This window comes from Prosthecobacter sp., from assembly GCF_020439865.1.
Taxonomy (GTDB): Bacteria; Verrucomicrobiota; Verrucomicrobiia; order Verrucomicrobiales; family Verrucomicrobiaceae; genus Prosthecobacter.
The window spans coordinates 68,685-91,878 of the sequence record NZ_JAGRPF010000110.1 but is presented as its reverse complement, the minus strand read 5'-3'; the positions used below and the strand labels follow the sequence as shown (position 1 = coordinate 91,878).

General features: G+C 60.1%; 16 protein-coding genes. 5 read left to right on the top strand and 11 right to left on the bottom strand.

Annotation, left to right across the window (positions count from 1 at the left end):
* Position 1: 1 nt before the first annotated feature.
* Complete coding sequence (locus KDL09_RS12745; RefSeq protein WP_294385541.1) at positions 2–1,231, bottom strand: GDSL-type esterase/lipase family protein; 1,230 nt, start codon at positions 1,229–1,231, stop codon at positions 2–4.
* 103 nt (positions 1,232–1,334) lie between these two features.
* On the opposite strand from KDL09_RS12745, the gene glgX reads away from it, so the two are divergent.
* From glgX to asnB, 5 genes are all read left to right on the top strand, one after another.
* Positions 1,335–3,488, top strand: a complete 2,154-nt coding sequence (glgX, locus tag KDL09_RS12740; protein WP_294385539.1) for a glycogen debranching protein GlgX — start codon at positions 1,335–1,337, stop codon at positions 3,486–3,488.
* Between the two features lie 120 nt (positions 3,489–3,608).
* Complete coding sequence (locus tag KDL09_RS12735; RefSeq protein WP_294385536.1) at positions 3,609–4,991, top strand: lipid II flippase MurJ; 1,383 nt, start codon at positions 3,609–3,611, stop codon at positions 4,989–4,991.
* A 20-nt stretch (positions 4,992–5,011) separates the two neighbouring features.
* On the top strand, positions 5,012–6,268 hold the full coding sequence (locus tag KDL09_RS12730; protein ID WP_294385534.1) for an O-antigen ligase family protein: 1,257 nt from the start codon (positions 5,012–5,014) through the stop codon (positions 6,266–6,268).
* Positions 6,265–8,403, top strand: a complete 2,139-nt coding sequence (locus tag KDL09_RS12725) for a glycosyltransferase (protein ID WP_294385532.1) — start codon at positions 6,265–6,267, stop codon at positions 8,401–8,403. Before KDL09_RS12730 ends, KDL09_RS12725 begins: the two co-directional genes overlap by 4 nt.
* 3 nt (positions 8,404–8,406) lie before the next feature.
* A complete protein-coding gene (asnB, locus tag KDL09_RS12720; RefSeq protein WP_294385528.1) occupies positions 8,407–10,350 on the top strand; it encodes an asparagine synthase (glutamine-hydrolyzing) in 1,944 nt (647 codons plus the stop codon).
* 6 nt (positions 10,351–10,356) lie between these two features.
* On the opposite strand, the gene KDL09_RS12715 is transcribed toward asnB, so the two are convergent.
* The 10 genes from KDL09_RS12715 to acs form a co-directional block, all read right to left on the bottom strand.
* Positions 10,357–11,394, bottom strand: a complete 1,038-nt coding sequence (locus KDL09_RS12715) for an acyltransferase (RefSeq protein ID WP_294385526.1) — start codon at positions 11,392–11,394, stop codon at positions 10,357–10,359.
* Positions 11,391–12,101, bottom strand: a complete 711-nt coding sequence (locus tag KDL09_RS12710) for a GDSL-type esterase/lipase family protein (RefSeq protein WP_294385525.1) — start codon at positions 12,099–12,101, stop codon at positions 11,391–11,393. Before KDL09_RS12710 ends, KDL09_RS12715 begins: the two co-directional genes overlap by 4 nt.
* Before the next feature lie 70 nt (positions 12,102–12,171).
* The gene (locus KDL09_RS12705; protein WP_294385522.1) at positions 12,172–13,317 is read right to left on the bottom strand and encodes a glycosyltransferase; all 1,146 of its coding nucleotides are present in this window, start codon (positions 13,315–13,317) and stop codon (positions 12,172–12,174) included.
* An 80-nt stretch (positions 13,318–13,397) separates the two neighbouring features.
* Positions 13,398–14,198: an acyl-ACP--UDP-N-acetylglucosamine O-acyltransferase gene (gene lpxA, locus KDL09_RS12700; RefSeq protein ID WP_294385520.1), complete on the bottom strand. Its 801-nt coding sequence runs from the start codon at positions 14,196–14,198 to the stop codon at positions 13,398–13,400.
* A gap of 16 nt (positions 14,199–14,214) precedes the next feature.
* Positions 14,215–15,531 (bottom strand): bifunctional UDP-3-O-[3-hydroxymyristoyl] N-acetylglucosamine deacetylase/3-hydroxyacyl-ACP dehydratase, encoded by a 1,317-nt coding sequence (locus KDL09_RS12695; RefSeq protein WP_294385518.1) that lies wholly within the window; start codon positions 15,529–15,531, stop codon positions 14,215–14,217.
* A 93-nt stretch (positions 15,532–15,624) separates the two neighbouring features.
* Positions 15,625–16,869, bottom strand: coding sequence for a PQQ-binding-like beta-propeller repeat protein (locus tag KDL09_RS12690; protein WP_294385515.1), 1,245 nt, complete (start codon positions 16,867–16,869; stop codon positions 15,625–15,627).
* Between the two features lie 33 nt (positions 16,870–16,902).
* Entirely contained in the window at positions 16,903–18,615 is a 1,713-nt protein-coding gene (locus KDL09_RS12685; RefSeq protein ID WP_294385511.1) for a hypothetical protein, read from the bottom strand.
* 25 nt (positions 18,616–18,640) lie between these two features.
* Entirely contained in the window at positions 18,641–19,579 is a 939-nt protein-coding gene (locus KDL09_RS12680; protein WP_294385507.1) for a glycoside hydrolase family 75 protein, read from the bottom strand.
* Positions 19,580–19,811: 232 nt separating this feature from the next.
* On the bottom strand, positions 19,812–21,044 hold the full coding sequence (locus KDL09_RS12675) for a PQQ-binding-like beta-propeller repeat protein (protein WP_294385506.1): 1,233 nt from the start codon (positions 21,042–21,044) through the stop codon (positions 19,812–19,814).
* Positions 21,045–21,157: 113 nt separating this feature from the next.
* The gene (gene acs, locus KDL09_RS12670; RefSeq protein ID WP_294385504.1) at positions 21,158–23,170 is read right to left on the bottom strand and encodes an acetate--CoA ligase; all 2,013 of its coding nucleotides are present in this window, start codon (positions 23,168–23,170) and stop codon (positions 21,158–21,160) included.
* Positions 23,171–23,194 lie beyond the last annotated feature (24 nt).

The following is a 23,194-nucleotide window of genomic DNA, read 5'->3' as shown; positions in this document are numbered from 1 at the left end:
GCTACTTCAGCAGATACGGGGCGATGATCTTGGTCCAGATCGTATAGCCCTTCGGATTCATGTGAAGCTGATCTGAGACAAAGATGTCCGGCAGCGGTTTGCCGTCTGCGCCAAGCATGTCGTCGTGCGTGTTGATGTATTCGAGGCGTTTGTCGGTCTTGCAGAACTCCTCGGCGAGGCGGTTCAGCTCGCGCATCTTGTCCACCAAGCTCCAGCGCTTTGGGTTCGGCGCATTGGAGATGTAGCTGATGCGACAGTCGGGCAGCGCGGCGTGCACTTTGGCCACGAAGGCCTTGATGTCGGCCAGCACACGCTGTGGCGTCTTGCCTGCGCCGATGTCGTTGCTGCCTGAATACATCACGACCTGACGCGGATGATATTTGATCACGAGCAGATCGGCATAGTTGAACGCGTCAAAGACCTCGGAGCCGCCGAAACCGTGGTTCATGACGGGAAGGCCCGGAAAATCGTCTGCGAGCGAGTTCCAGCGACGGATGCTGGAGCTGCCGGTGAAGATGATCGGATTCGAGGGCGGTGCTTTCTTCGCATCCTGGGCGGCGAACGCGAAAATCTCCTTCTGCCAGCGGATCGCGGAGGTGACGACGTCGTAACCGGCTTCGCTGAAGTGCAGCTTGTCCTCGACATAGAGCTCAGGACGCGGTTTTCCATCCGCGCCGAGGAGATGTGGAAAGATGTCGATGAATTCGACACCGTTCTTCGCACACCAGGCAGAAATGAGGCCGTTGGTCTTTTTGACGAGTTCGACGTCGTCCTGACGTGAAGGCGCGGTGGGAATCGAAATGAAGGCGAGCTTTGTCTGCGGCAGATCCTGGTGAACTTTGGTCGCGAAAGCTTCAAATGAAGCCAGGACCTCCTCCGGCGTGCGTCCGTAGTGCAGATCGTTGCCGCCTGAGTTGAGGTAGATCTGCTTCGGCTTGTATTTGATGACGACGCGATCGGCGAAATGCACCAGGTCACTGATCTGCGAGCCGCCGAACCCACGATTGAGCACCGGCGTCTTGCTGAATCGCTTCGACAACGACTCCCAACGGCGAACATTGGAAGCGCCAACGAACAAAGTAACGTCCTTCGGCGGCGCCTTGGCGGCGTCTTCCGCTTCGAACGCCAGGATGGCTTTTTCAAAACGTGCCGGGTTTGCAGGAGCAAGGGCCAAAGCCTGTGTTGTGGCAATCAGCAGGACAAGCAGGGCAAAAATCGGGCGATAAATCATGGCGGGGTGGCAAACGTTGTGCGTGATGGGACTCATGCAACCATTGCTCGACAGCTGGAAACGAAGATTTGCGCGGAAGAAAGCGCTCCCCACTCATACAGCCGTGCCAGCCCCCGTCTCCCCAGCCCCTGTTTCATTTGAAACCGGCGATCAGCCGCTGACTCCAGGCGTGACGCTGCAGCGCGAAGGAACGCGGTTCGTGGTCCATTCGCGGCATGCGACGGCCATGGACCTGTGCCTGTATGATCCTGACGACGACTCCCGCGAGACCGCCCGCATACGCATGCGGCGGACCGAATGCGACCTGTGGTATGCCACCGTCCGCGACGTCAAGGCGGGCACGCTTTACGGTTACCGAGCGCTCGGTCCCTGGCTGCCAAAGAACGCGATGCGCTTCAATGCCAAGAAGCTCATGCTCGACCCCTACGCACGTGCGATCCACGGCCGGCCTGACGAGGCGGAGCACATGCGCACCGTGCCTGATCCGCAGCACGCGCCCGGCTGTGTCGACAACGGGGCGAAGGCCCTGAAAAGCGTCGTGATCGACGAGATGTTCGACTGGGCCGGAGATGCCGCGCCACGGGTGCCCTGGCGTGACACGGTGATCTGCGAGCTGCATGTGAAGGGCTTCACCAAAACGCATCCTGACCTTCCCGCAAAAATCCGCGGCACTTACGCGGGCCTCGCGCATCCCTCGGTGACGTCCTACCTGAAGGATCTCGGCATCACCGCCGTGCAGCTTTTGCCGGTGCATCAGCATCTGGACGACGGCTTTCTTCTGGGCCGCAAGCTGACAAACTACTGGGGCTACAACACCATCGGCTTCTTCGCGCCGCACAACACATACGCCGCCGCCAAGGACCCGCAGGAACAAGTGCGCGAGTTCAAGACGATGGTAAAAGCCCTGCATGCCGCCGGAATCGAGGTCATTCTGGACGTGGTCTACAATCACACGGCCGAAGGCAACGAATACGGCCCGTCACTGATGTTTCGCGGGCTCGACGATCATGGCTACTACCGGCATCATTACGGGGAGGACGGCGCAGGCTATCTGAACGTCACCGGCTGCGGCAATTCGGTCGACTCCGCCAGCACGCCGGCCCTGCGGCTCATCCTCGACAGCCTGCGCTACTGGGTCACGGAGATGCACGTTGACGGTTTCCGCTTTGATCTGGCCGTGACGGTGGCTCGAAATGAAAAGGATGGCTTCAATCCTCAGTCGCAGTTTCTCAGCGCGGTGGCGCAGGATCCGGTGCTGTCCAAGGTCAAACTCATCGCCGAAGCCTGGGACATCTCACGCGAGGACAGCTATCAGGTGGGCCATTTCCCAGAGCCCTGGCGCGAACTGAACGGCAAGTATCGCGACACCGTGCGCAGCTGGTGGCGCGGTGATCCGGGTGCCACCGCCGAGTTTGCCAAACGTCTGTGCGGCAGTCAGGACATCTACGGCTGGAACCAGCGTCCGCCGATTGCGAGCATCAACTTCCTCACCTCGCACGATGGTTTCACCCTGATGGATCTCGTGAGCTATTCGCACAAACACAACGAGGCGAACCGCGAGGACAACCGGGACGGCGACAACCACAACCACAGCACCAACTGCGGCGTCGAAGGACAAACCAAGGATGCGAAGGTGATTCAGGCGCGGGCACGGCTCCGCCGCGGCATGATCGCCACCATGATGTGCTCCCTCGGCGTCCCCTTTCTCACCGCCGGAGACGAGCGCGGGCGCACGCAGGGCGGGAACAACAACGCCTACTGCCAGGACAACGAGATCAGCTGGCTCGACTGGAACCACTGTGACAAGGACATGCTCGACTTCACCCGGCGCATGACCACGTTTCGCCGCAGACTCGGCACATTCCGCCGCAGCACCTACTTCGACGGCAAACTTAACCCCACCATTGGCCTGCGCGATGTCACCTGGCTCGAAGGCAACGGCACCCTGCTCTGTCACGAGGAATGGCATAGCGAGGAGAGGCGCTGCTTCGGAGCGCTGCTGGGGCCTCAAAACGACAGCTCCACTCCCCTGCTGCTCCTGTTCAACAACGGTTCCGCCTCCGAGCCTTTCATTCTACCCGGGGACAAAGACATCGTTTGGACACTCGCTTTTGACACCTCCCTGAGCCCCTCCTTTCCCAACGGACAAGTAACCCACGCCGGAGGCCGGAAATACGCGCTTCAAGGGCAGAGCGTGGTGTGCTTGGAACTGACTACAACGGGCGCAGGTTTGGACCTCGAGCCCAAGGCCTGCTAGCGTTCTGATTCTGACCGGGGCGGACGGTCAAATCAGGAGCCTGAAAGAAGCGTCGGCACCCCCGAAAAACTCCGAGCGGTCGTTTGCTCAAATGTTTTATGGTGTTTATAGTTTATATGAATGCCTGCAATCCGCATCGCCCTGCCCGCCCCGCTTCGCTCTCTGCTTGCCAGAGGGAGGGGGTCCGCCGTGGTTTCGGGCTTCGTGCTGGTGGCCATGCTCACGATGGTGGGGAAGGTCGTCGCCTTCGCCAAAGACGCGGTCGTCGCCGCCAAACTGGGCACGGCGGATGACCTCGACGCCTTCATGCTGGTGTTCGCCTTTTTCACCTTCGCCAGCACCGTGCTGGCAGGCGGACTGCCGGAATCGTTTGTGCCGGCCTACGCCGAACTGCGTGAGCGTCGCGGTCTGCGCCGTGCCGACCGGCTCGGGGTCCAGTGCGCTGCGTGGCATTTCACCGCCCTGCTGATTTGCGGTTCCGTCCTGGCACTCGCCGCCCCGTGGGTCGTCGGTTGGGCGACCAAAGGGTTCGATCCCGCCAAGCAGACGCTCGCCGCGAAACTCCTGCGCGGTCTCGTCCCATTCCTGCTCTGCTTCGGACTGGCCCAGCATCTCGGTGCATGGCTGCGTGCCGGCAAAACCTTTCTGCTGGCCGCATCGGCTCCGATGCTCGTTCCGCTCGGCATTGTCACCGCACTGCTTCTCGCAGGTGATCAGGTCAGCGCATGGACGCTCGTGTCCGGCACTGTCTGGGGAGCCGCCGCGCATCTCACGGTGCTGCTGGTGGCCATCGCCCGCCGTCTGCCCCGCTCTTCAGGCTGGTGGCGCTGTTCGCTGCAGCATTGGGAACCGGGGCTGCGTGTCGTGCTGCGCAATGCGCTGCCGTTTCTGCTCGGCGGCGTCGCTTTCGGCAGTGCCATCGTCGTGGATCAAACGATGGCCGCATGGCTCACCGCAGGTTCCGTGGCCGTACTTGGCTATTCCGACAAAGTCTGCGCCATCGTGCTCGCAGTCACCGCCGGACCGGCATCGGACGTGCTGTTTCCTCATTTCGCCGAACTCGTCGCGCGCCGCGACTGGAACGGCCTGCGCAAACGTCTCTTCGGCAGCGCCGGAATCATCGTCGCAGCCGCCTTGCCGTTGACGCTGATGCTGTGCCTGCTGGCACCGTGGATCGTCAGCACGTTGTTCGAGCGCGGAGCTTTCGGGCCGGATGACACCCGGCGCGTCGCCGAAGTGCTGCGCTTAGCGGCCTTCCAGATTCCGTTCTACATCCTCGGCACTGTCGCAGCGCGCATTGCGGTGTCGCTTCAGGCCTCGCGTTTCATGCTGACGATCGCCTTCAGCGCCCTCGTGCTCAATGCATGTTTCAACTGGCTGTTCATGCGTCATCTCGGTGCAGCGGGCATCGCGCTCTCCACCGTGATCGTGCATGCCATCTGTGCAGCGGCCACCTGCGGCACCTGCCTTGTCGTCATTCGCCGGAGGGAGGAAGCTGCATGAACGCCGTCCCCTCCGTTCCCATGAGACATGCCCGCATGTCTGCGGTGGAAAAACGCCACGAACGTCTGGTGCAGTTGCTCATCCTCGCCGCACTCGCACTGCTAGTGCCCGCGATGACCAAATCGCTCTCGTGGGCGGACGATGTCGGCGTGCTGCCCTTCAAGCCGCGCGACTACACCCTGCTCACGCTCGCCGCCGCAGGCGTGATGGTCATGCTGAACCGGCCGAGCATCTGCCCGCCCGCCTTTCTCATGCTGCTGGTGCCGTTGCTGCGAGTGCTCGATGCCACCTTCCTGCAGCGCTTCACCATCACGGCGCTCGGAGATCACAGCATCGTCGTGATGAGTCTGCTCTCGAACTTCCTTGTGACGTTCACCACCGTGCTGCTCCTCTCGACAGAATCGTGGCGTCGCGTCGCGATGTGGGTGGCCGTCTGCACCTCGCTGGTCTGCGCCGGCTGTGTCTACTACGAATGGCTGGGCTTTGAGAAATTCACGCGCATCGACGGTCGCATGGCCGGCTTCCCCGAAGATCCAAACGATCCGCCGATCATCATCAGCCTGATGCTCGCAGTCATGTTCACGCTGAACCGGCGCTTCTGGTGGAACGTCGCTCTCATCGCAGTCGTCTCCCCTGCCATCGCCCTCACGCTCAGCCGCAGCGGCATGGCGGTGTACTCCTGCCTGTTGTTTTGCTACATGGTGGGAAACCTGCGCCAGCACTATGCAGGCATGCTCCTCATCGTCGCCGTCAGCGTGCCGCTGGCCATTGGGGGTATCGCCATTCTCTCAGAGACCTCGACCAAGGTGGGAATTGTCACCAACAAGGACACGGCAGACCGTCTCAAGGCGATCTACGAACTCGACTTCGAGCGCATCAAGTCACCGGAACGTGGCAAAGACCTGCAGGACGGCTGGGAGGCCGCGGGCAAGAAGCCGATGTGGGGACACGGCACCGGCGCGGGAACCAGCGTCTGGAAGCCGCACAATCAGGTCGTCTCGCTCTGGATCGACATCGGCATCTTCGGTCCACTGCTCTATGTCAGCACGCTCTTCCTGCTGACCTTCCGCTCACTCGCGCTCAAGTTCCGCGGTTTTTACTGTCTTGTTCCTCTGTGGCTGTTCGTTCCGTGCAGCCAGATCCTCGTCGAATCACCGCACTACTGGTTCACCGCCGCAGTCTGCTGCAATCTCGTCTTCAGCGGGAGGTTCCGCCTCGTGCTCAACTCGCCCGCCAAGGCGGCGGCACGTCCTCACACTCCCCTGCCCCAGTCATGAAGATCACCTTCATCATTCGTGACCTTGGTCACGGCGGAGCACAGCGACAGCTCGTCCTGCTCGCGAAGGGTCTCGTGCGCGAAGGCCATGAGGTCACCGTGCTGCATTTTTATGACGGCGCTTTCCGCGCAGAACTCGAATCCGGCGGCGTGCAGACGATCTGTGTCGGCAAAAAGAGCCGCTGGGACTTGATCGGCTTTTTCCTGCGCCTCGTCCACGCAGCGCGCAGCATTCGACCTGAAGTTCTTCACGGCTATCTGGCCGAGTCCAACCTCATGGCGCTGTTCCTGAAACCCTTCTGCGGCTCGCCGCGTGTGGTCTGGGGCGTGCGTGACTCACAGACCGATGCACATCTCTGGGGTGCGCTCAGCAAACTGAGCTTCCGCCTCAACTGCCTGCTCGCGCGTTTTACCGATCTCATCATCTGCAATTCCAAGGCAGGACGCGATTACTACGCAGCCCGTGGTTATCCAATCGCCACGATGCATGTCGTTCCAAACGGCATCGACATTGAACGTTTCAGGCCTCAGCCGAGAACCGCTTCCGACACGCTCACCTTCGGTCTTGTGGGACGCATGAACCCCATGAAGGATCATGCCACCTTCCTCGCCGCCGCTGCGCTCGATCCTCACGCCCGGTTCCTGATCGTCGGTTCCGGCGACGACGCCTACGAACAACAAATGCGCGACCTCGCCGCGAGACTCGGCATTGCCGAACGCGTGACCTGGCTTCCTGCGCAGAACGACATGCCCGCCATCTACGCGAAAATGGACTGCCTCGTAAACTCCTCGGCGTTTGGCGAAGGTTTTTCCAACGTCATCGGCGAAGCGATGGCCTGCGGCGTTCCTTGCATTGCGAGCGATGTCGGCGACAGCGCGTGGATCATCGGAGACAAGGCGCAAACCTTTCCTGCAGGCGATCACGAAGCACTGGCTCAATGCATGCTTGCTTTTCAAGCGAACCATCCACGTCAGCGCATCGTGGACGAGTTCAGCGTCGAGAAGCTCATCGAACGCACGAGCCGTCTGCTCTCTCAAAAAGTGCTTTGGCTGACCACCGGTCTTGGCAGCGGCGGCGCGGAGATGATGCTCGCCCAGCTCATCCGAGGGCTGCCGAAGTTTCAGCACGTCGTCATCTCGCTCACCTCCGGCGGCAAGCACGCCACCGCGCTGCGCGAAGCGGGAATCGAAGTTCACAGCCTCGACATGCCCGCTGGCAAACCCACGCTGCGTTCGCTCTGGCGTTTATTCCGGATCGTTAGGCGTACCAAGGCCGACATCCTGATGGGCTGGATGTATCACGGCTGTTTCGCCGCTGTGCTGGCCAGATTCATGCGTCTGAAACGCATTCCATTAATTTGGAACATCCGCCAAAGCCTCTACGACTTGAAGCACGAAAAACGCGGCTCCGCGCTGGTCATCCGTGCTCTCGCATGGCTGTCTTGGATGCCACAACGCATCACCTACAACACGCAGACCGGTGCAAAGCAACACGAGGCCATCGGCTATCGGGCCTCGAAAACGCAACTCGTTCCCAACGGCTTCGATCTCGCCAAATGGCAGCCCGGAACGCCGGTCGCAGGTCGCATCGGCCGCTTCGGCCGCAACGCGCCCATGAAGGACTATACCACCTTCATCGCCGCCGCCAAAATCATCGCTCAAAAACGTCCGCAAACGCATTTCATCATCGTCGGCGCAGGAACCGAAGAACTCGAGGTGCCCGACAACATCCAGATCCTCGGCGAACGTCACGACCTGCCCGAACTCACGGCGTCACTCAACATTGCCGTGTCGTCCTCCGCGTTTGGAGAAGGCTTTCCCAATGTCATCGGTGAAGCCATGGCATGCGCCGTTCCCGTCGTCGCCACAGACATCGGCGACACGCGCTGGGTCATGGGCGAGACCGGCCGCATCGTTCCGCCAAGCGATCCCGAGGCACTCGCGAGGGCCTGTCTCGAAATCCTCGACGCGGGCATCCTGCAAGACCTCGACGCACGGCAGCGGATCGAACAGCAATTCTCCCTCCGAAGCGTCCTCCTGCAATTCAACAGCCTGCTCAACGCGCCGCACGGATCATCAGAGTCTGCCAAACTACCGGTGTCGGTTCCGCTGACCACACCGCTCCCCCATTCCTGACCCATGTGCGGCATCGCAGGCTTTTTCGCTCCGGCTCAATCACGACCGTCCCACGAGATGGACGCCATCGTCACGGCGATGACAGACGCCATCGTTTTGCGCGGTCCGGATGACGCGGGCGCATGGGTCGATTCGACCAACGGCATCGCGCTTGGTCATCGTCGTCTTTCCATTCTCGATCTCTCGCCACTCGGCCATCAGCCAATGGACAGCGCCGACGGCCGGTTCGTCATCGTGTTCAACGGCGAGATCTACAACTTTCAAGACCTGCGCGCAGAACTCGAACCTCTCGGTCATTCCTGGCGCGGACACTCAGACACCGAAATCATGCTCGCCGCATTCTGCCAGTGGGGCGTCGTCGAGGCGACGAAGCGTTTCAATGGCATGTTCGCGTTTGCGGTTTGGGACAGGCAGGAGCGTGTCATGCATCTCGCACGCGACCGCATGGGCGAGAAGCCGCTCTACTACGGCTGGGTCGGCGAAACGTTTGTGTTCGCCTCCGAACTGAAGGCGATTCAGCGCTTTCCCGGTTTCAATGCTTCGGTGGACCGTGAAGCGCTCACCTCGCTGCTGCGCTTCAACTACATCCCTGATCCGCTGTGCATCTATCAGGGTTTCAAAAAGCTCCCGCCAGCGACGATGCTGACGTTGAAATCGCCGTCCGAGCGACCTCAACCCAACTGCTACTGGAGTCTGCCGCGAGTCGTCGAACATGGGCTCGATCATCCCTTCACCGGCACCGAAGCCGAGGCCATTGACGCCTTTGAAGCGCTGCTGAAGAAGGCCGTGGGCATGCGCATGATCTCCGATGTGCCGCTGGGCGCGTTCCTGAGCGGCGGAATCGACTCTTCTCTCATCGTGGCGATGATGCAGGCGCAGAGCGCACGCCCTGTGCGCACCTTCACGATCGGATTTCACGAGAAGCAGTACAACGAGGCCGAAGTTGCCAAGAGCGTGGCCGCACATCTCGGCACGGAACACACGGAGATGTATGTCACGGGCGAGGACGCGCTGAACGTGATCCCACAGCTTCCAGCTCTTTATGACGAACCGTTCGCCGACTACTCGCAGATCCCCACGCATCTCGTCTGCAAGATGGCGCGCCAGCACGTCACCGTGGCGCTGAGCGGCGACGCAGGAGATGAGCTGTTCGGTGGTTACGAACGCTATGCCATGGGCCGCAGCATCTGGGATCGCATCTCGTGGATGCCGCCGGTGATGAAGCGACTGACCGCCGAAGCGCTCACGCTGCTGCCACCAGGCGTCATGAACACTGTAGGCGCCAAGCTGCTGCCCAAACGCCTGCGTCACATCCCGGTCGGCGACAAACTGCACAAGTTGGCCGAAGTCGTGGCCGCACCGGGAGTGGAGACGCTCTATCTCAATCTCATGTCCTACTGGAAGAAGCCCACGGACATTGTCATCGACGGCCAGGATCCTGTGACCGCGATTACGAACACGGCTTCCTGGCCCCGCGTCAGCGACTTCACCCACCGCATGATGCATCTCGACATGGAGACCTACCTCCCGGGTGACATTCTGGTCAAAGTGGACCGTGCTGCGATGGGCGTGAGCCTTGAAGGACGCATTCCGCTGCTGGACACGGAACTGATCGAGTTCGCGTGGCGCATCCCGTATTCGATGAAGGTGCGCAACGGCAAAGGCAAATGGCTGATGCGCGAAACGCTCTATCGTCACGTACCGAAGGCGCTGATCGACCGCCCGAAGCAAGGCTTTGGCATCCCGCTGGAGATCTGGCTGCGGGGTCCGCTGCGTGAGTGGGCGGAGGATTTGCTGAGCGAATCACGATTGAAGCGCGAAGGCTTCTTCCATCCCGCTCCGATCCGGCAAAAGTGGCAGGAGCATCTCAGCGGCACACGCAACTGGCACTTCTATCTCTGGGACATCCTGATGTTCCAGGCGTGGCTTCAGGCGAACAAGCTGTAGCCCGTCTCAGGTGAAGCGGCGCATCTTGTCGCGAATCCAGCGCATCGAGGGACGCTCGATGAAAATGGAGATCATCCACGCGAGCAGAATCGACACCGCGACCGCGATGCCAAAGCGCAGCCAGGAGGAGTTCGTGACCGCTCCCAGCGCATTGATCACAACCAGGCCGATGTTTTGATGGATGAGGTAGAGCGGATAAGAGATGGCCCCAAGAAACACGAGCGGCTTCGCATTGAGCCATGGAAGGCGCCCCGTGGTGGCCAGATGCAGCAGCAGGCCAAAGGCGAGCGTGAGCGCGAAATGCATCGGGATGATGGCTTTCCACCACGCCATGGCCGCGCAGGCCAGCAGCACCAGCGTGTGACCGGCGCGCCACGAACGCCCGCGATGGGCATCATACAAAACCATGCCAACACCGAAGAGGTGAATGTAATCGAGACTGGTGACCGCCTTGATCTTGCCCGTGAGCCTATACAGCAACGACTCAGGATTCCCATGCGTGAGGATGCCATAGGCAACGGCGGCCGCGGCCAGCCAGAGCAGCAGCACCGGAATCGTCCGCTTCCGAAAGGCTCCAAGCTGATGCAGAACGAGCATGGCCATGTAGAAAAGCAGTTCGAACTCGAGCGACCAGTAGGCGCCGTCGATCATCTGCGCACGGACGAAGCGCGGCATCATGGTGATGTTCCAAAGAGCATCACGCAGACTCACCTCCTGACCGGGCAGGCCGAAGTTCGCCGTGACCAGCAGGGTGATGAGCGCGCAGGCCCAGAAGGTGGGAAACAGTCGCGAAAAGCGTCCCACCGCAAAGCTGGCGGCGGACCTGGCGCGATCCAGCGTCATGAAGATCACGAAGCCGCTGATCATGAAAAACAGGTCCACCCCCTTGTCTCCATACCAGAACTGAAACGGCGGGTCGTAGAGGTGAAAAGACCAGTTCTTCGCGATGCTGCTGGTGAAATGGAAGAAGATCACCGCCATGGCTGCAATGCCACGCAGGGCGTCCAGTTCCGAGATTCGCAGCGAGGGATTGATCTTGTTCATGGAGTGGCGGCGGGCAGTTTGAGAATGGGAGCGAGCGCATGGGTCAGCACGACATATCCCGTCTTGGAAAGATGCACCTTGTCCTCGACATAGAGCTGACGACGCTGATCGCCGTTCGCTTCGAGAAAGCCTGAGGAAAGATCGAAGAACTCCACCTTGTCCCGGCCGTCGAGCCGTTTGAGCCGCTCATTGATTTCTCCGATCCAAGGACGGATCGGTGAAGCCGCTTCATAAACCGGCAGCAGGCCAAGCAGCACGATGCGCGAGGTCGGATGCCGATCATGAATGCGTGCAACGATTGTTTCGATGCCACGCGCCGTGTCAGCAGCCGTGAACTCGCGCCAGAAGTTGTTGATGCCGATCATGAGCACGACGCTTTCGGGTGCCGGACCGTCAAGAATGCCGTGATCGATGCGCCAGAGGACATGCTGAGGGCCTTCTCCACCGACGCCCAAGTTGAGCGCCTGGGCAGGTGCGACACGAGTCTTCCAAATCTCCTCGTCCCAGCTTTCGGTGAGCGAATCGCCGATGAAGATGATTTTTGCCTGCGACTGCTTCACCGCCGCGGCCTGCTCCTTCACGGTTTGGAACCAGTCGGCCGACTCCGAACGCACCGCCGGCTCCCATGGCACCTCCTGCCCGTTCGCTTCCAGGCGAACCAGGAAAAGCAGGCAGAGCAGACCGAAAATCTGTCCGGGCGGAGGCATGAAAGAGGTACGCTAAGCGCCTGTTTTCATGAGATCAAGCTGCGTGGTACTCAATCGCCCCGCTCAAACGTCAGCGTGTGGTGAGTTGCTGCTCGTATTCACGCACCAACGCACCGAAGCAGGCCTCCTGACTGAACCGGGATTCCGCGATCTGCCGATGATTGGATGCACGCGCATTTTCGCGATCGCCTGCCCAGTTCCCGATCACCTCTGCGAACGCACTCACGTCTTCCTTGGGTGCGGACCAGCAATGGGACAGGCCCATCTCCGTGAAGTCGTTGTTTCCCGGCACCTGACTCAGAATCACCGGCAGGTCGCATGCCAGAGCCTCAAGCACCGCAAAGGACAACCCCTCGTAACGTGAGGTCAGAATCATGCCATCCAGCGCCTGATAGAAGGACAAGGGCTCGGACAGATAGGTTTTGCGAATGATGCGCGACGCGATACCGAGTTGATCAGCAAGAGCCGTACATTCAGCCGTGAGTTCACCATCTCCCAGATGATAGAGCCGGAGTTCCGGCCGGTTCTGGCATGCCTGAGCGAAGGCGCGATACAGCGTCAGCGGATCCTTCTGAAACGCGAGCCTGCCCACCGAGCCGAGCAACAGGGCATCGTCGGGAACTCCCAGTTCGGCGCGGATGTGTTGCCGCGTTTGCGGATCCGCCGGACGGAAGCGCTCACAGTCCACCGGATTGGGGATGAGCCGCAGCCGCCGCTCGGGGATTTTCAAGACACCGTGAGCAAAAGCCCGCTCACCGGCTGAAAGATTGATGGTGATGCCCGTGCGGCCCAGCAGGGTCTCGATGAAATTAAACAGAAGCGACTTCATCCCTCCCTTGCCGGACAAACCGTAATAGGCATGCGGCGTGTAAAAGACCGGCTGCCGAACTCCCAGCCATATCAACGCGCGTGCAAGCGCCCCCGCCTTGGAGCTGTGGGCATGGATCACGTCCGGCTTCGCCTCCCGCACCAGCTTGCGCAACTTCAACAACGCCGCGAGGTCACCCGGACCAGGCGCATTACTGACCGCAAGATTGACCGTCTGACCACCTGCGGCCGAAATGTCTTCGACGAGTTGTGTAAGCCTGTCCGAACCACGCACATCGGAAAACGCCAAGTGCACCCGATGGCCACGCTTCAGCAGGAAGGACGCGAGGGCCTCGACGTGCCGAAACACGCCGTCCACTCCGGGCTCGGTGGCTAGTAGGATTTGCATCAAGAAAACAAGTTCATCACTTTAGCACGGATCGGCCCCGGCACGAAAGCGATGAAGCAATCTTGATCGAGACGACCTCGTCAATCTTCTTCGTCCACCGCCTTGCCGCCAGGAATGATGCCGCGCTTGGTGGTGGCGACGAAGTCGGTGAAGGCGGCCGCCTCTGGCGTGAGCTCGCCGGCACGCAGTTCCTCCACCGCCTGGGCGTTGTTCAATCCGCTGCGATAGACTTTGCGAAACGCGTCCCGCAGCGAGCGGATCTGCTCGCGGGTAAAACCTGCACGCTGCAAGCCGACGATGTTCAAACCACGTGCACGGGCAGGATTGCCATCAGCCGTGCAGTAGGGTGGAATGTCCTGCACCACCTTGGCACAGCCGCCGGTGATGGAACGCGTGCCGATACGGCAGAACTGATGCACGGCGGTGAGCCCGCCGATGATGACGTGATCTTCCACCACGACATGACCGGCCAGTGTGCCGTTGTTGGAAAAGATGACGTGATTCCCCACGATGCAGTCGTGCGCGATGTGCACGTAGCTGAGGAAGTTGTTGTGGCTGCCGATGATCGTCTTGTCATTCGGCGAGGTGGCGCGATGCACGGAGCAGAACTCGCGGAAGGTGTTGTTGTCACCCACTTCGAGCCACGTCGGCTCGGCCTTGTATTTCAAATCCTGTGTCTGCTGACCGATGGAGCCGTAGGCAAAGAATTTGTTGTTCTTCCCGATCTTGGAAGGTCCCATGATCGTCACGTGATGCTGGAGCCAGCAGCCGTCTCCGATTTCAACATCCGCTCCGATGATGCAGTAGGGTCCGATGTGGACGTCCGCTCCGATTTTGGCGGTCGGATCGATGATGGCAGTCGGATGAATCGAGGAAGGCATGCGTGAGCAGTCAGTTTTAGCGATCCACCACGCTGAACATTAGCTCGGCTTCGGAGACGACCTGGCCGTTGACACTGCAGCGGCCGATGCCGCTGGCGATGCTGCGCTTGGTCTTGAGGATTTCGGTCTCGATTGTGAGTGTGTCTCCAGGAAGCACGGGGCGGCGCCACTTGACGTTATTGGCGCTCATGAAGTAGCCGATCTTGCCCTGATTTCCTGGCATGCGGAGGAGCACGATGCTCGCGACCTGCGCCATGGCTTCGAGCTGCAGCACGCCAGGCATGATGGGATGACCCGGGAAGTGTCCTTGAAAGAAGGGCTCGTTGATGGTGACGTTCTTGATGCCCGTGCACTTGGTCTCGCCTTCGAAGCCGATGATGCGGTCCACCAGAAGGAAAGGATAGCGGTGCGGGAGGATGTTCATTACCTCGTTGATGTCGAGCACCGCCTCACCGCCAGGAATGTTCACCGGTGCCGGCACCATGCTGCGCATCTGGTTGTACTGCTGCACAATTGCACGGGCGAGTTCGGTGTTCGGCCCGTGACCGGGTCGCACGGCGATGACGTGGCCGAGGATGCGTTTGCCGGAAAGCATCAGATCGCCCACGATGTCGAGAATCTTGTGGCGGACGAACTCGTCAGCAAAGCGCAGCGGCTGCTTCGAGAGCAGCGTATCCCCGCGAATCACCACCGCAGCCTCCAGCGTACCGCCTTTGATGAGGCCCTTCTCCATCAGCGGAGCGATGTCTTCGTAATAGACGAAGGTGCGCGCAGCGGCGATTTCCTTCTCGTAGGTTTCAGGATTGATCTCCGTGCTGAAATACTGTGTGAAGCGACCTCCCGGGCCGACGTTCGTGCAGGAGATGCGGAACTTCTTATCAGGAACGATGGTGAGGATGGTGCCGTCGCGAGTCTCCTGATAGATAGGCTCGCGCACTTCGAAGAACTTCCGGGCCTCGCCCTGCTCCTGCAACCCTGCGGACTTGATCAATTCGACAAACGGCATTGAGCTCCCGTCAGCAATCGGCGGTTCGTTGGCGTCCATCTCAATGATGGCATTGTCCACGCCCATGCCTGCGAGCGCGGAGATGACGTGCTCGACGGTGTGCACATTAACGCCGCCTTCGGCGATGGTCGTGGCGCGCTCGACTTTCTGTACTTTCTCGACGAGCGCCGGGATGAAGGGCTTGTCCTCCAAGTCCACCCGGCGGAATTTAAAACCGAAGTTTTCCGGTGCCGGTTGGAGGGTGAGAGTGACCTGCTCGCCGGTGTGCAGCGAGGTCCCCTTCATGGAGACGGTTTTGGCGAGGGTGTGCTGACGATCAGAGGCCATAGGCGGGGCAGGAGAGGCGTCTGTTAGCGTCTCGCCCCGGCAGGGTCAAAGGGAAATGCAGGAGGGCCGAGGCAGCCCAAAATCCCCCTAATCTCACTTTCCACCAATGCACCAAAGGTTCCTGTGGCCGCGGATGAACAGATGACCGTCGCTCACGGCAATGGAACCGATGACCTTTTCACCGAGCGAGTTGGTGGACAGAGACTCGAACTGCGGGCTCGCTTTGAAGACAAAACAGTCGCCGCCCTGATTTGCGGCGTAGCACTTGCCGTCGGCGCTGAGCACGAGAGAGGACCAGTTCTGTCCCGTGGGACCGGGCCCCTTCAGGCGCTCCTGATAGACCAGTTCACCCGTTTTCACGTTCCGACACTCGACCACGCCTCCATCGGTCAGGATGTAATGATGGCCTTCGTGAATCACTCCGCTGCCGATCCGCTGCTGGACGCGCGGCAGATGCCAGACGCGGTTCTTTTCGGTGACGTCACCGCTCCCCCCCAGTTTCACCGCCATTGCCGCGCCACCGTAGCCGCACATGAAGATTCCAATGTCGTCCGCGAAAAGAGGGGAGTTGTACACCAGCGGGGTCAGTCCGCCGCAGGTCCACAGTTCCTTGCCGCTCATCGGATCAAAGGCACAGGCGCGTCCGGGATACGACATCAGCAGTTCATAGCGGGAGCCCGATTTGCGCAGCAACGGATCGCTCCATGAACCGAGCCAGCTCTTGTTGCCTGCCTCACCGCTCGCACCGCCGGATTCCTTGTGCTGCCAGAGTGTTTTGCCGGTCTTTTTATCGAAGCAATACATCACCGTATTCTCACCCGGGCCGAAGTTCAGAAACACGCGATCACCAGCCAGCACTGGCGACGTGCCATTGCCCCAAATGTGATGCTGCTTGCCCAGGTCCGTGCGCCTCCACAACTCCTTCCCGTTCATGTCGTAGCAGAAGACTCCCGCAGACGCAAAGAACACCACCACCCGCTCCCCATCAGTCGCTGGCGAGGCCGAGCAGTATGGGTTCGTCGCATGCGTCAACTCTGGCTCCTTGTAGATCGTGCCCGCGTCCCAAAGCTGCTTCCCGGTCTTCTTGTCAAAACACAGCAGCAGGCGCTTGCCCTCCTTCTCGATCGCCTGCGTCACGAAAACCTTGTCCCCCCACACCACCGGCGTCGAGTTCCCGCGATCTGGCAGCGCCACCTTCCACACCACATTCTCCGTCTGGCTCCACTTTTCCGGGAGGTTTGATTCTGAGGAGGTGCCATCTCCATTCGCCCCGCGCCACATCGGCCAGTTGTCGGCAAAGGAGAGCAGCGGACAGAAAGCGAGGAGCAGGGAAAGCATGGTTTTCATGGTATGGTTGCTTCGGAATACGGTTCACTTGGACGTAACCTTGTAGCCGACGTAAGCGGTCGAGCTGATGCCCAGCAGAGTGGTCAGGTACGAGTCAAACGTGGGCATCTGCCAGTCTGACACGCTTTGCCAGACGAACACCACCCCGAGCAATCCGTTCCAAACCAGCATCTGGAGTCTTGAGATTTCGGCGTCTCCGCCCTCCGAAACGATGTCCTCCAGGAAACTGCGGCTCCTCACCATCGGCTTGCCAGAACCGACGAACGACGACGCCAACAGCGTGCCGCCGTTGATGCCCAGCAGAAGCGGGGCGGATCCGGAAAGCACGTCCATCTGCGCTTTCATGGCCCAAAGAAAGAGATAGCAGCCGGTGCAGATGGCCAGCCACCAGGCAAAAACCACGCGCGAGGCGCTCCAAGGACTCTGCGTCCAGTTTTCGATCTCCGTATTTCCAGCAGGCACGGTGGACCGCAACGTGCCTGTATAGATGGAAACAAGCACAATGAACCAAAGAACGCCCGCCAGCGCCGCCCAGGCGATCGAACGCATGAGCACCGGCCGCAGTGGAAGCTCCAAGGCGTATTCAGCCGGCCCGCTGTTGACCAATGAGGCCATCTTGAAGGTCATGGCATCACCTTTGCCGTCGATCACGCGCAGGCCGACGGAGACGGAGGCCTTGCTGTCCACTCCGTAGGTGGCCACGAGATCACGCCACTTTTCCATCTCGGTGTCCACCGGCGCAACATGGCGGAAAAGCAGCTTCTGAATGGTGTCGTCCGATGTCTGCCCCTCCAGCACACCCATCCTGATGCTGCTCACGCCATTTGCATCCGGCTTCATGCTGGCGAATTCACGTCCGCCGATGGTCAGGCAGAGATTCAGCCGGCTTGTCTCCAGCCAGTTGTGAAACTTCAGCTTGTCGTCCTTGAGCTTTTGCGGCCACGTCATTCCGCGTTCGGTTAAAAAAGCCGCAAAGGTTTCCGGCGTGTGGTCAACAGTCTGACTGATCTTAAAACCATCCAGCAATGAAGGCAGCTTTTTCACGGCCGAGAGAAGCCCCTCCTGCATTCGCTGAGCGACCGCATCCACCCTGACGGGCATGTCGTTCCGTCCAGGGCCGCCACCGGAATTTCTGATTATTTGAGCCACCGTTGCAGAATCCGGTACTCCCTCGACCTTTTGAGCCACCGGATCTTCCGCGAGTTTTGTCAGCCAGCTGCGAAAGCCCAGTTCCTCGCTCCACGACTGCACGCTGCCCGTACGTGACTTGATCGCGAGATAGTTGCGGTAGGTCGCCGCGGTAAAACCCGAGTCCTTGAGCAGAGCCTCGTTGCCTTCGGCACGATCCATAAGCCAGCCGTCGAAATTGCGGACCCATACGGTAAGCATCGGCGGCACAAAAACACCACGGCCTCCGTCCTCGTAATTTCCCCTGTCCGAACAGGCTCCAAGACGCGCGGCGAACACGACCTGCGGCGCAGCCTCGGTTCCCTTCGGCACACGGACATCGCCTTTCTGACGGCGCTCGACAACGCCGCCGTTAAAAAGTGCATGCAGCAGGAAGATGACCAGCGGCACTGCGACGAGCGCCACCGAGCTGAACGTGGCACTGAAACCTTCCGGCTTGAACCTGCCTTTGAGATCAGCCATGAGCTTTGCCGCAGGTGATGGAGGAGGAGTCGCCGCAGGCTTGGCCGCAGGTTTCTCAGCAGATGGTTTTGATGCGTCATCACTCATGGTCGTTCAGGTCTGTGAGTTACGTTTACTGCCAGGAGTGAAGAGCCACCCCTGCGCCAAGGCCACCCATCTCTCCAAGCAAACGGGCAACCTCTGAGTGCAAGACTGACAGATCAGGCGGGCCCATGGCAAGACGGGTTTTGGGGAAAATCACATAGGTCACCCCGACAGTCTCCACCGCGCTGTTTCGGCCGGAAGCCTTCGGATTGATCGCTATGGCCAGACGCTGAGACGCCTCGCCAGCCTTTGTATCGCCTCCAGTGTCACCGATGAGGCAGGGATAAACGTTCCCGCTGTAGATCACAGCAACCAGATCTCCCACCTGCACGCTGAATGGAAGTTTCAAGCGGTCGGGCCATGTCTGCGGCACCACGATGAACGGATCAAGACTGCCCACCAGCGAGCGACGTTCGCGCAGGTCCTGATCATAGTACTTCGCCTTTTTGTCGAGACTGTTGATCTGGTCTCCAAAGTACTTTTCCGCCCCCTGCCAGATGTAGCCGTGATCGTTCGCTGCCTCCTTTGCGATCTCCTGCTCAAAGAAACGCAGACGTGTGAGCGTGTCCGAATAGTATCGAATGAACGGGTTCTCCGCCTTGTCTGCACCACGCATTGCCCATGAATAAGCCAAAACAGGCTGGAAGCTCCGCGAAATGCGCGCGTCATCGTAATCTTCAAGACGCGGCAGCCGGACCGGGTCGGTGCCGTCCGTATCCACATCCATGTCCGATTGGAACAGAACCGCGCAGCGGCCAGTCGCGGCGTCCGTGAGATGCAGCACGGTGGCGCAGTCAAAGTAATGCTTTGTGCTCATGCTCTCGCCTTCCGCGACGGCGCTGATTTTTGCATCGTAGAAAGCTTTGAACTTCGGCGACACCACGGCCGAATGCAGCAGTTCCGAAAGCTTCGGCCATGCATTCGACAGACCAGGGTTCAGCTGCTCCAGGTCGGCTGCTTTGGTCAAGGGTTTTGGTCGGATGATCGCGGCCGATTGATTGACCTTAAGATAGGCAGGCGACCCGGGGCTTTTTAGATTCAGCGGCTCGCTCTCCCCCTCGACCCATTCAGGCAGGCCACTGGCGGAAGCCACAGACCGCGATGACTTGGAACAACACACAAGGCCTCCCACGATCAGGAGCATCCAAAGTGAGCGCCTCATGCGGGAGATGAAAGGTTTGGGGAGGTCTGTTCCCGGTTTACTTCCCGATCACATCGAAGCAGAACAGCAACTCCTGATCGCGCAGAAAGAGTTTGCCGCCGCTGACAACGGGATGGGTCCAGATCATGCCTTTGGGGCTCCGTTGTGTCGTCTGTGGACTGAGCGTGAAGCGGGATTTTTCCTTCCATCCTTCGGACGAGGCCTCGATGAGGGCCACCGTGCCCGTCTTTTCTTCAAGGCAGTAGAACATGCCATCGGCGTAGTGGATGGCACCCTTGCCGAGGGCCTTCTTCTCCTGCCACTTCACCGCACCCGATTTGAAATCCATGCAGGTCCAGCCGCCCTTGTCCGAGTAGCCGTAGAGATTCCCTTCGTGCAGAATGACGCCACCGTGATGGTTCACCATGTCGGTGTTCGAGTAAACCTCCTCCACCGTGTTGCCGGGTCCGATCTTGACGGACTTGCAGCCGACGCCGTAGCCAGCGGCGACGAAGACCTGCCCCTGGCTGAAGATGGGCGTGGGAATGACGGCGGTCTTGCCGGGAAACTCGGTCTTCCACAGCAGGTCACCGTTCGCGGCATTCACCCCGGCGACGCTCTGCATCGTGAGCTGGATGATCTGCCGCTCGCCGTTGAACTCGGCAACAATGGCGGAGGCATACTGCGCACCGTCAGTCCAGCCTTCGGACTGCCAGGCCTTCTCGCCGGTGCTCTTGTTGAACGCAGCCACCGTACCCTGTGCACCGCCGGGGGTGACAATGACATTCTCGCCGCTGATGAGAGGACTCTCGCAATAGCCCCATCCGGGCACCTTGCCTCCCAGCTGCTCGGTCATGCTCACGCGCCAGACTTCCTTGCCTTCGGCAGCATCGAGGCAGACCAGCGCCCCCTTCCCGCTCAGAGCATACACTTTGCCGCCCTCGACTGTCGGCGTCGAGCGCGGACCGTCTCCAAAACCATTGGTGAGCAATGCTCCCGCTTCAGCGGACCACTTTTCTCTCCCAGTAGCCGCGTCGATCGCAATCACATACTCCACCGCATCCCGGGCACCCATCGTGTAAAGCGTCCCTTCCACGACAGCAAAACCCGAATAGCCCACACCGGCGTTTTCATTGAGCCAGACACGCTTCGGACCGTCAGCAGGCCAGGTCTTGAGCAGGCCCGTCTCAGTGGACATATCCGTGCGGTCTGCGCCACGAAACGTCGGCCAGTCGGCGGCAGACAGAAAATTCACAGCGAGGATGAGGGAGACAACAAGAGGGCGGATCATGGTGGGAGAGGTGTGTGCAGACGAGAACGTCTGCATTGATCAAAATAAAGCGGACGATGGCGAACTAAAACGTTCAGCCATCGCCCATGATGGAAAGATTCTGTCCGAGAAGATCAGTCTTCGCCGCTCGCCGCAAGCTGGGCGATGACGTTGATGTCCTCGAGTGTCGTGGTGTCGCCTTTGATAAGTTCGCCGGCGGCGATCTGCTTCAGAAGGCGGCGCATGATCTTGCCGGAACGCGTCTTCGGAAGCGCGGCGGCGAAGCGAACCTCGTCCGGCGTGGCGACCGGGCCGATGACATTGCGCACGTGCTTCTTCAATTCGGACGCAAGTTCGTGGCTAGTTTTGACACCTTCCTTTACCGTGACAAAGCAGACGACGCCCTGGCCCTTCATCTCATCCGGACGGCCAACAACGGCAGCCTCGGCGACGGTCGGATGCGATACGAGGGCGCTTTCGACCTCAGCAGTGCCAAGTCGATGTCCGGCGACATTGAGCACGTCGTCGATGCGTCCGATGATCCAGATGTAACCGTCCTTGTCGCGACGAGCTCCGTCACCTGCGAAGTACCAGCCTTTGAACTCGCTCCAGTAGGTTTCCTGATAGCGCTTCTTGTCCCCCCAGATGCCGCGCAGCATGGAAGGCCAGGGTTTCTTGATGACAAGTTTGCCCTGTTCGTTGGCTCCGACTTCCTTGCCCAGATCATCGACAATGCCGACATCAACCCCGAAGAACGGCAGCGTGGCGGTACCGGGCTTGGTGGGAACCGCCCCAGGAAGTGGGGTGATCATGTGACCGCCGGTTTCAGTCTGCCACCAGGTGTCAACGATCGGGCATCTGCCACCGCCGACCTTGTTGTGATACCACATCCAGGCTTCCGGATTGATCGGCTCACCGACGGTGCCGAGCAGGCGCAGACTGCTGAGGTCGTGCTTCTTGAGCCAGTTGTCGCCCCACTTCATGAAGGCACGAATCGCCGTTGGTGCGGTGTAAAACACGGTCACGGCGTACTCTTCGATGATCCGCCAGAACCGGTCGTTCTCAGGCCAGTTAGGCGCGCCTTCATACATGAGCGAGGTCGCCCCGAGGGCGAGTGGTCCATAGACCATATAGGTGTGACCGGTGACCCAGCCGACGTCGGCAGTGCACCAGTACACATCGTCATCACGCAGGTCGAAGACGTATTTGCTGGTCATCTGCGCATGCAGCAGATAGCCGCCGGTGGAATGCAGGATTCCCTTCGGTTTGCCGGTGCTGCCGCTGGTGTAGAGAATGAACAGCGGGGATTCGGAATCCATCGCCACGGCCGCGCAATGCGCATCGACGTATTCCAGCTCGCGGTGCCACCAGACGTCGCGACCTTCCTCGATGTGCACATCCTGGCCGGTGCGGCGAAACACGACCACGGTCTTCACCGGCGTGTCCTTGCCCTTGAGCGCATCGTCCACATTCTTCTTCAGCGGCACCACGGCGCCGCGACGGTAGCCGCCGTCTGCGGTGATGATGATGGACGCGCCGCTGTCCAGCACACGGTCCTTGATGGATTCGGCACTGAAACCACCAAAGATCACGCTGTGCACGGCGCCGATGCGGGTGCAGGCGAGCATGGCGATCGCCGCCTCTGGAATCATTGGCATGTAGATGATGACACGGTCGCCCTTCTTCACCTTGTGGCGTTTGAGGACGTTGGCAAAGCGGCAGACTTCACGGTGGAGCTGCTGGTAGGTCAGCACGCGCTTCTCGCCAGGCTCCCCCTCCCAGATGAGCGCGGCCTTGGTCTTGCGGGAATCGTGAAGATGACGGTCGAGGCAGTTTTCGCTTACATTGAGCTTCCCGCCGGTGAACCACTTCGCGTTGGGGCATTTCCAGTCGAGCACCTTCTTGAACGGCTTCGACCATAGAAGCTCCTTGGCTTCGCGGCCGAAGAACTTGTCGGGATGCTTGAGCGACTCCGCATGCATTGCCTTGTACTGCGCCATGCTGCTGATGCGCGCCTTTTTGGCAAACTCCGCAGCGGGTTTGAACACGCGATTTTCGACGAGGAGAGACTTCGAACTGCCTCCGGCCTTTGCGGCGGATTTGGCGGCTTTCTTCGGGGCGGATTTGGCTGCGGTTTTCTTGCTCATGGCTGGGTAGGGTCGCGATTGGGA

Excerpts from the sequence above, each read along its gene's own strand:
- KDL09_RS12695 (WP_294385518.1), bottom strand. The coding sequence starts at position 15,531 with ATGGCCTCTGATCGTCAGCACACCCTCGCCAAAACCGTCTCCATGAAG.
- KDL09_RS12710 (WP_294385525.1), bottom strand. The coding sequence starts at position 12,101 with ATGCCTCCGCCCGGACAGATTTTCGGTCTGCTCTGCCTGCTTTTCCTG.
- acs (WP_294385504.1), bottom strand. The coding sequence starts at position 23,170 with ATGAGCAAGAAAACCGCAGCCAAATCCGCCCCGAAGAAAGCCGCCAAA.
- KDL09_RS12725 (WP_294385532.1), top strand. The coding sequence starts at position 6,265 with ATGAAGATCACCTTCATCATTCGTGACCTTGGTCACGGCGGAGCACAG.
- KDL09_RS12745 (WP_294385541.1), bottom strand. The coding sequence starts at position 1,231 with ATGATTTATCGCCCGATTTTTGCCCTGCTTGTCCTGCTGATTGCCACA.
- KDL09_RS12675 (WP_294385506.1), bottom strand. The coding sequence starts at position 21,044 with ATGATCCGCCCTCTTGTTGTCTCCCTCATCCTCGCTGTGAATTTTCTG.
- KDL09_RS12690 (WP_294385515.1), bottom strand. The coding sequence starts at position 16,869 with ATGCTTTCCCTGCTCCTCGCTTTCTGTCCGCTGCTCTCCTTTGCCGAC.
- KDL09_RS12685 (WP_294385511.1), bottom strand. The coding sequence starts at position 18,615 with ATGAGTGATGACGCATCAAAACCATCTGCTGAGAAACCTGCGGCCAAG.
- KDL09_RS12735 (WP_294385536.1), top strand. The coding sequence starts at position 3,609 with ATGCCTGCAATCCGCATCGCCCTGCCCGCCCCGCTTCGCTCTCTGCTT.
- KDL09_RS12730 (WP_294385534.1), top strand. The coding sequence starts at position 5,012 with ATGAGACATGCCCGCATGTCTGCGGTGGAAAAACGCCACGAACGTCTG.
- KDL09_RS12715 (WP_294385526.1), bottom strand. The coding sequence starts at position 11,394 with ATGAACAAGATCAATCCCTCGCTGCGAATCTCGGAACTGGACGCCCTG.
- asnB (WP_294385528.1), top strand. The coding sequence starts at position 8,407 with ATGTGCGGCATCGCAGGCTTTTTCGCTCCGGCTCAATCACGACCGTCC.
- KDL09_RS12705 (WP_294385522.1), bottom strand. The coding sequence starts at position 13,317 with ATGCAAATCCTACTAGCCACCGAGCCCGGAGTGGACGGCGTGTTTCGG.
- lpxA (WP_294385520.1), bottom strand. The coding sequence starts at position 14,198 with ATGCCTTCCTCGATTCATCCGACTGCCATCATCGATCCGACCGCCAAA.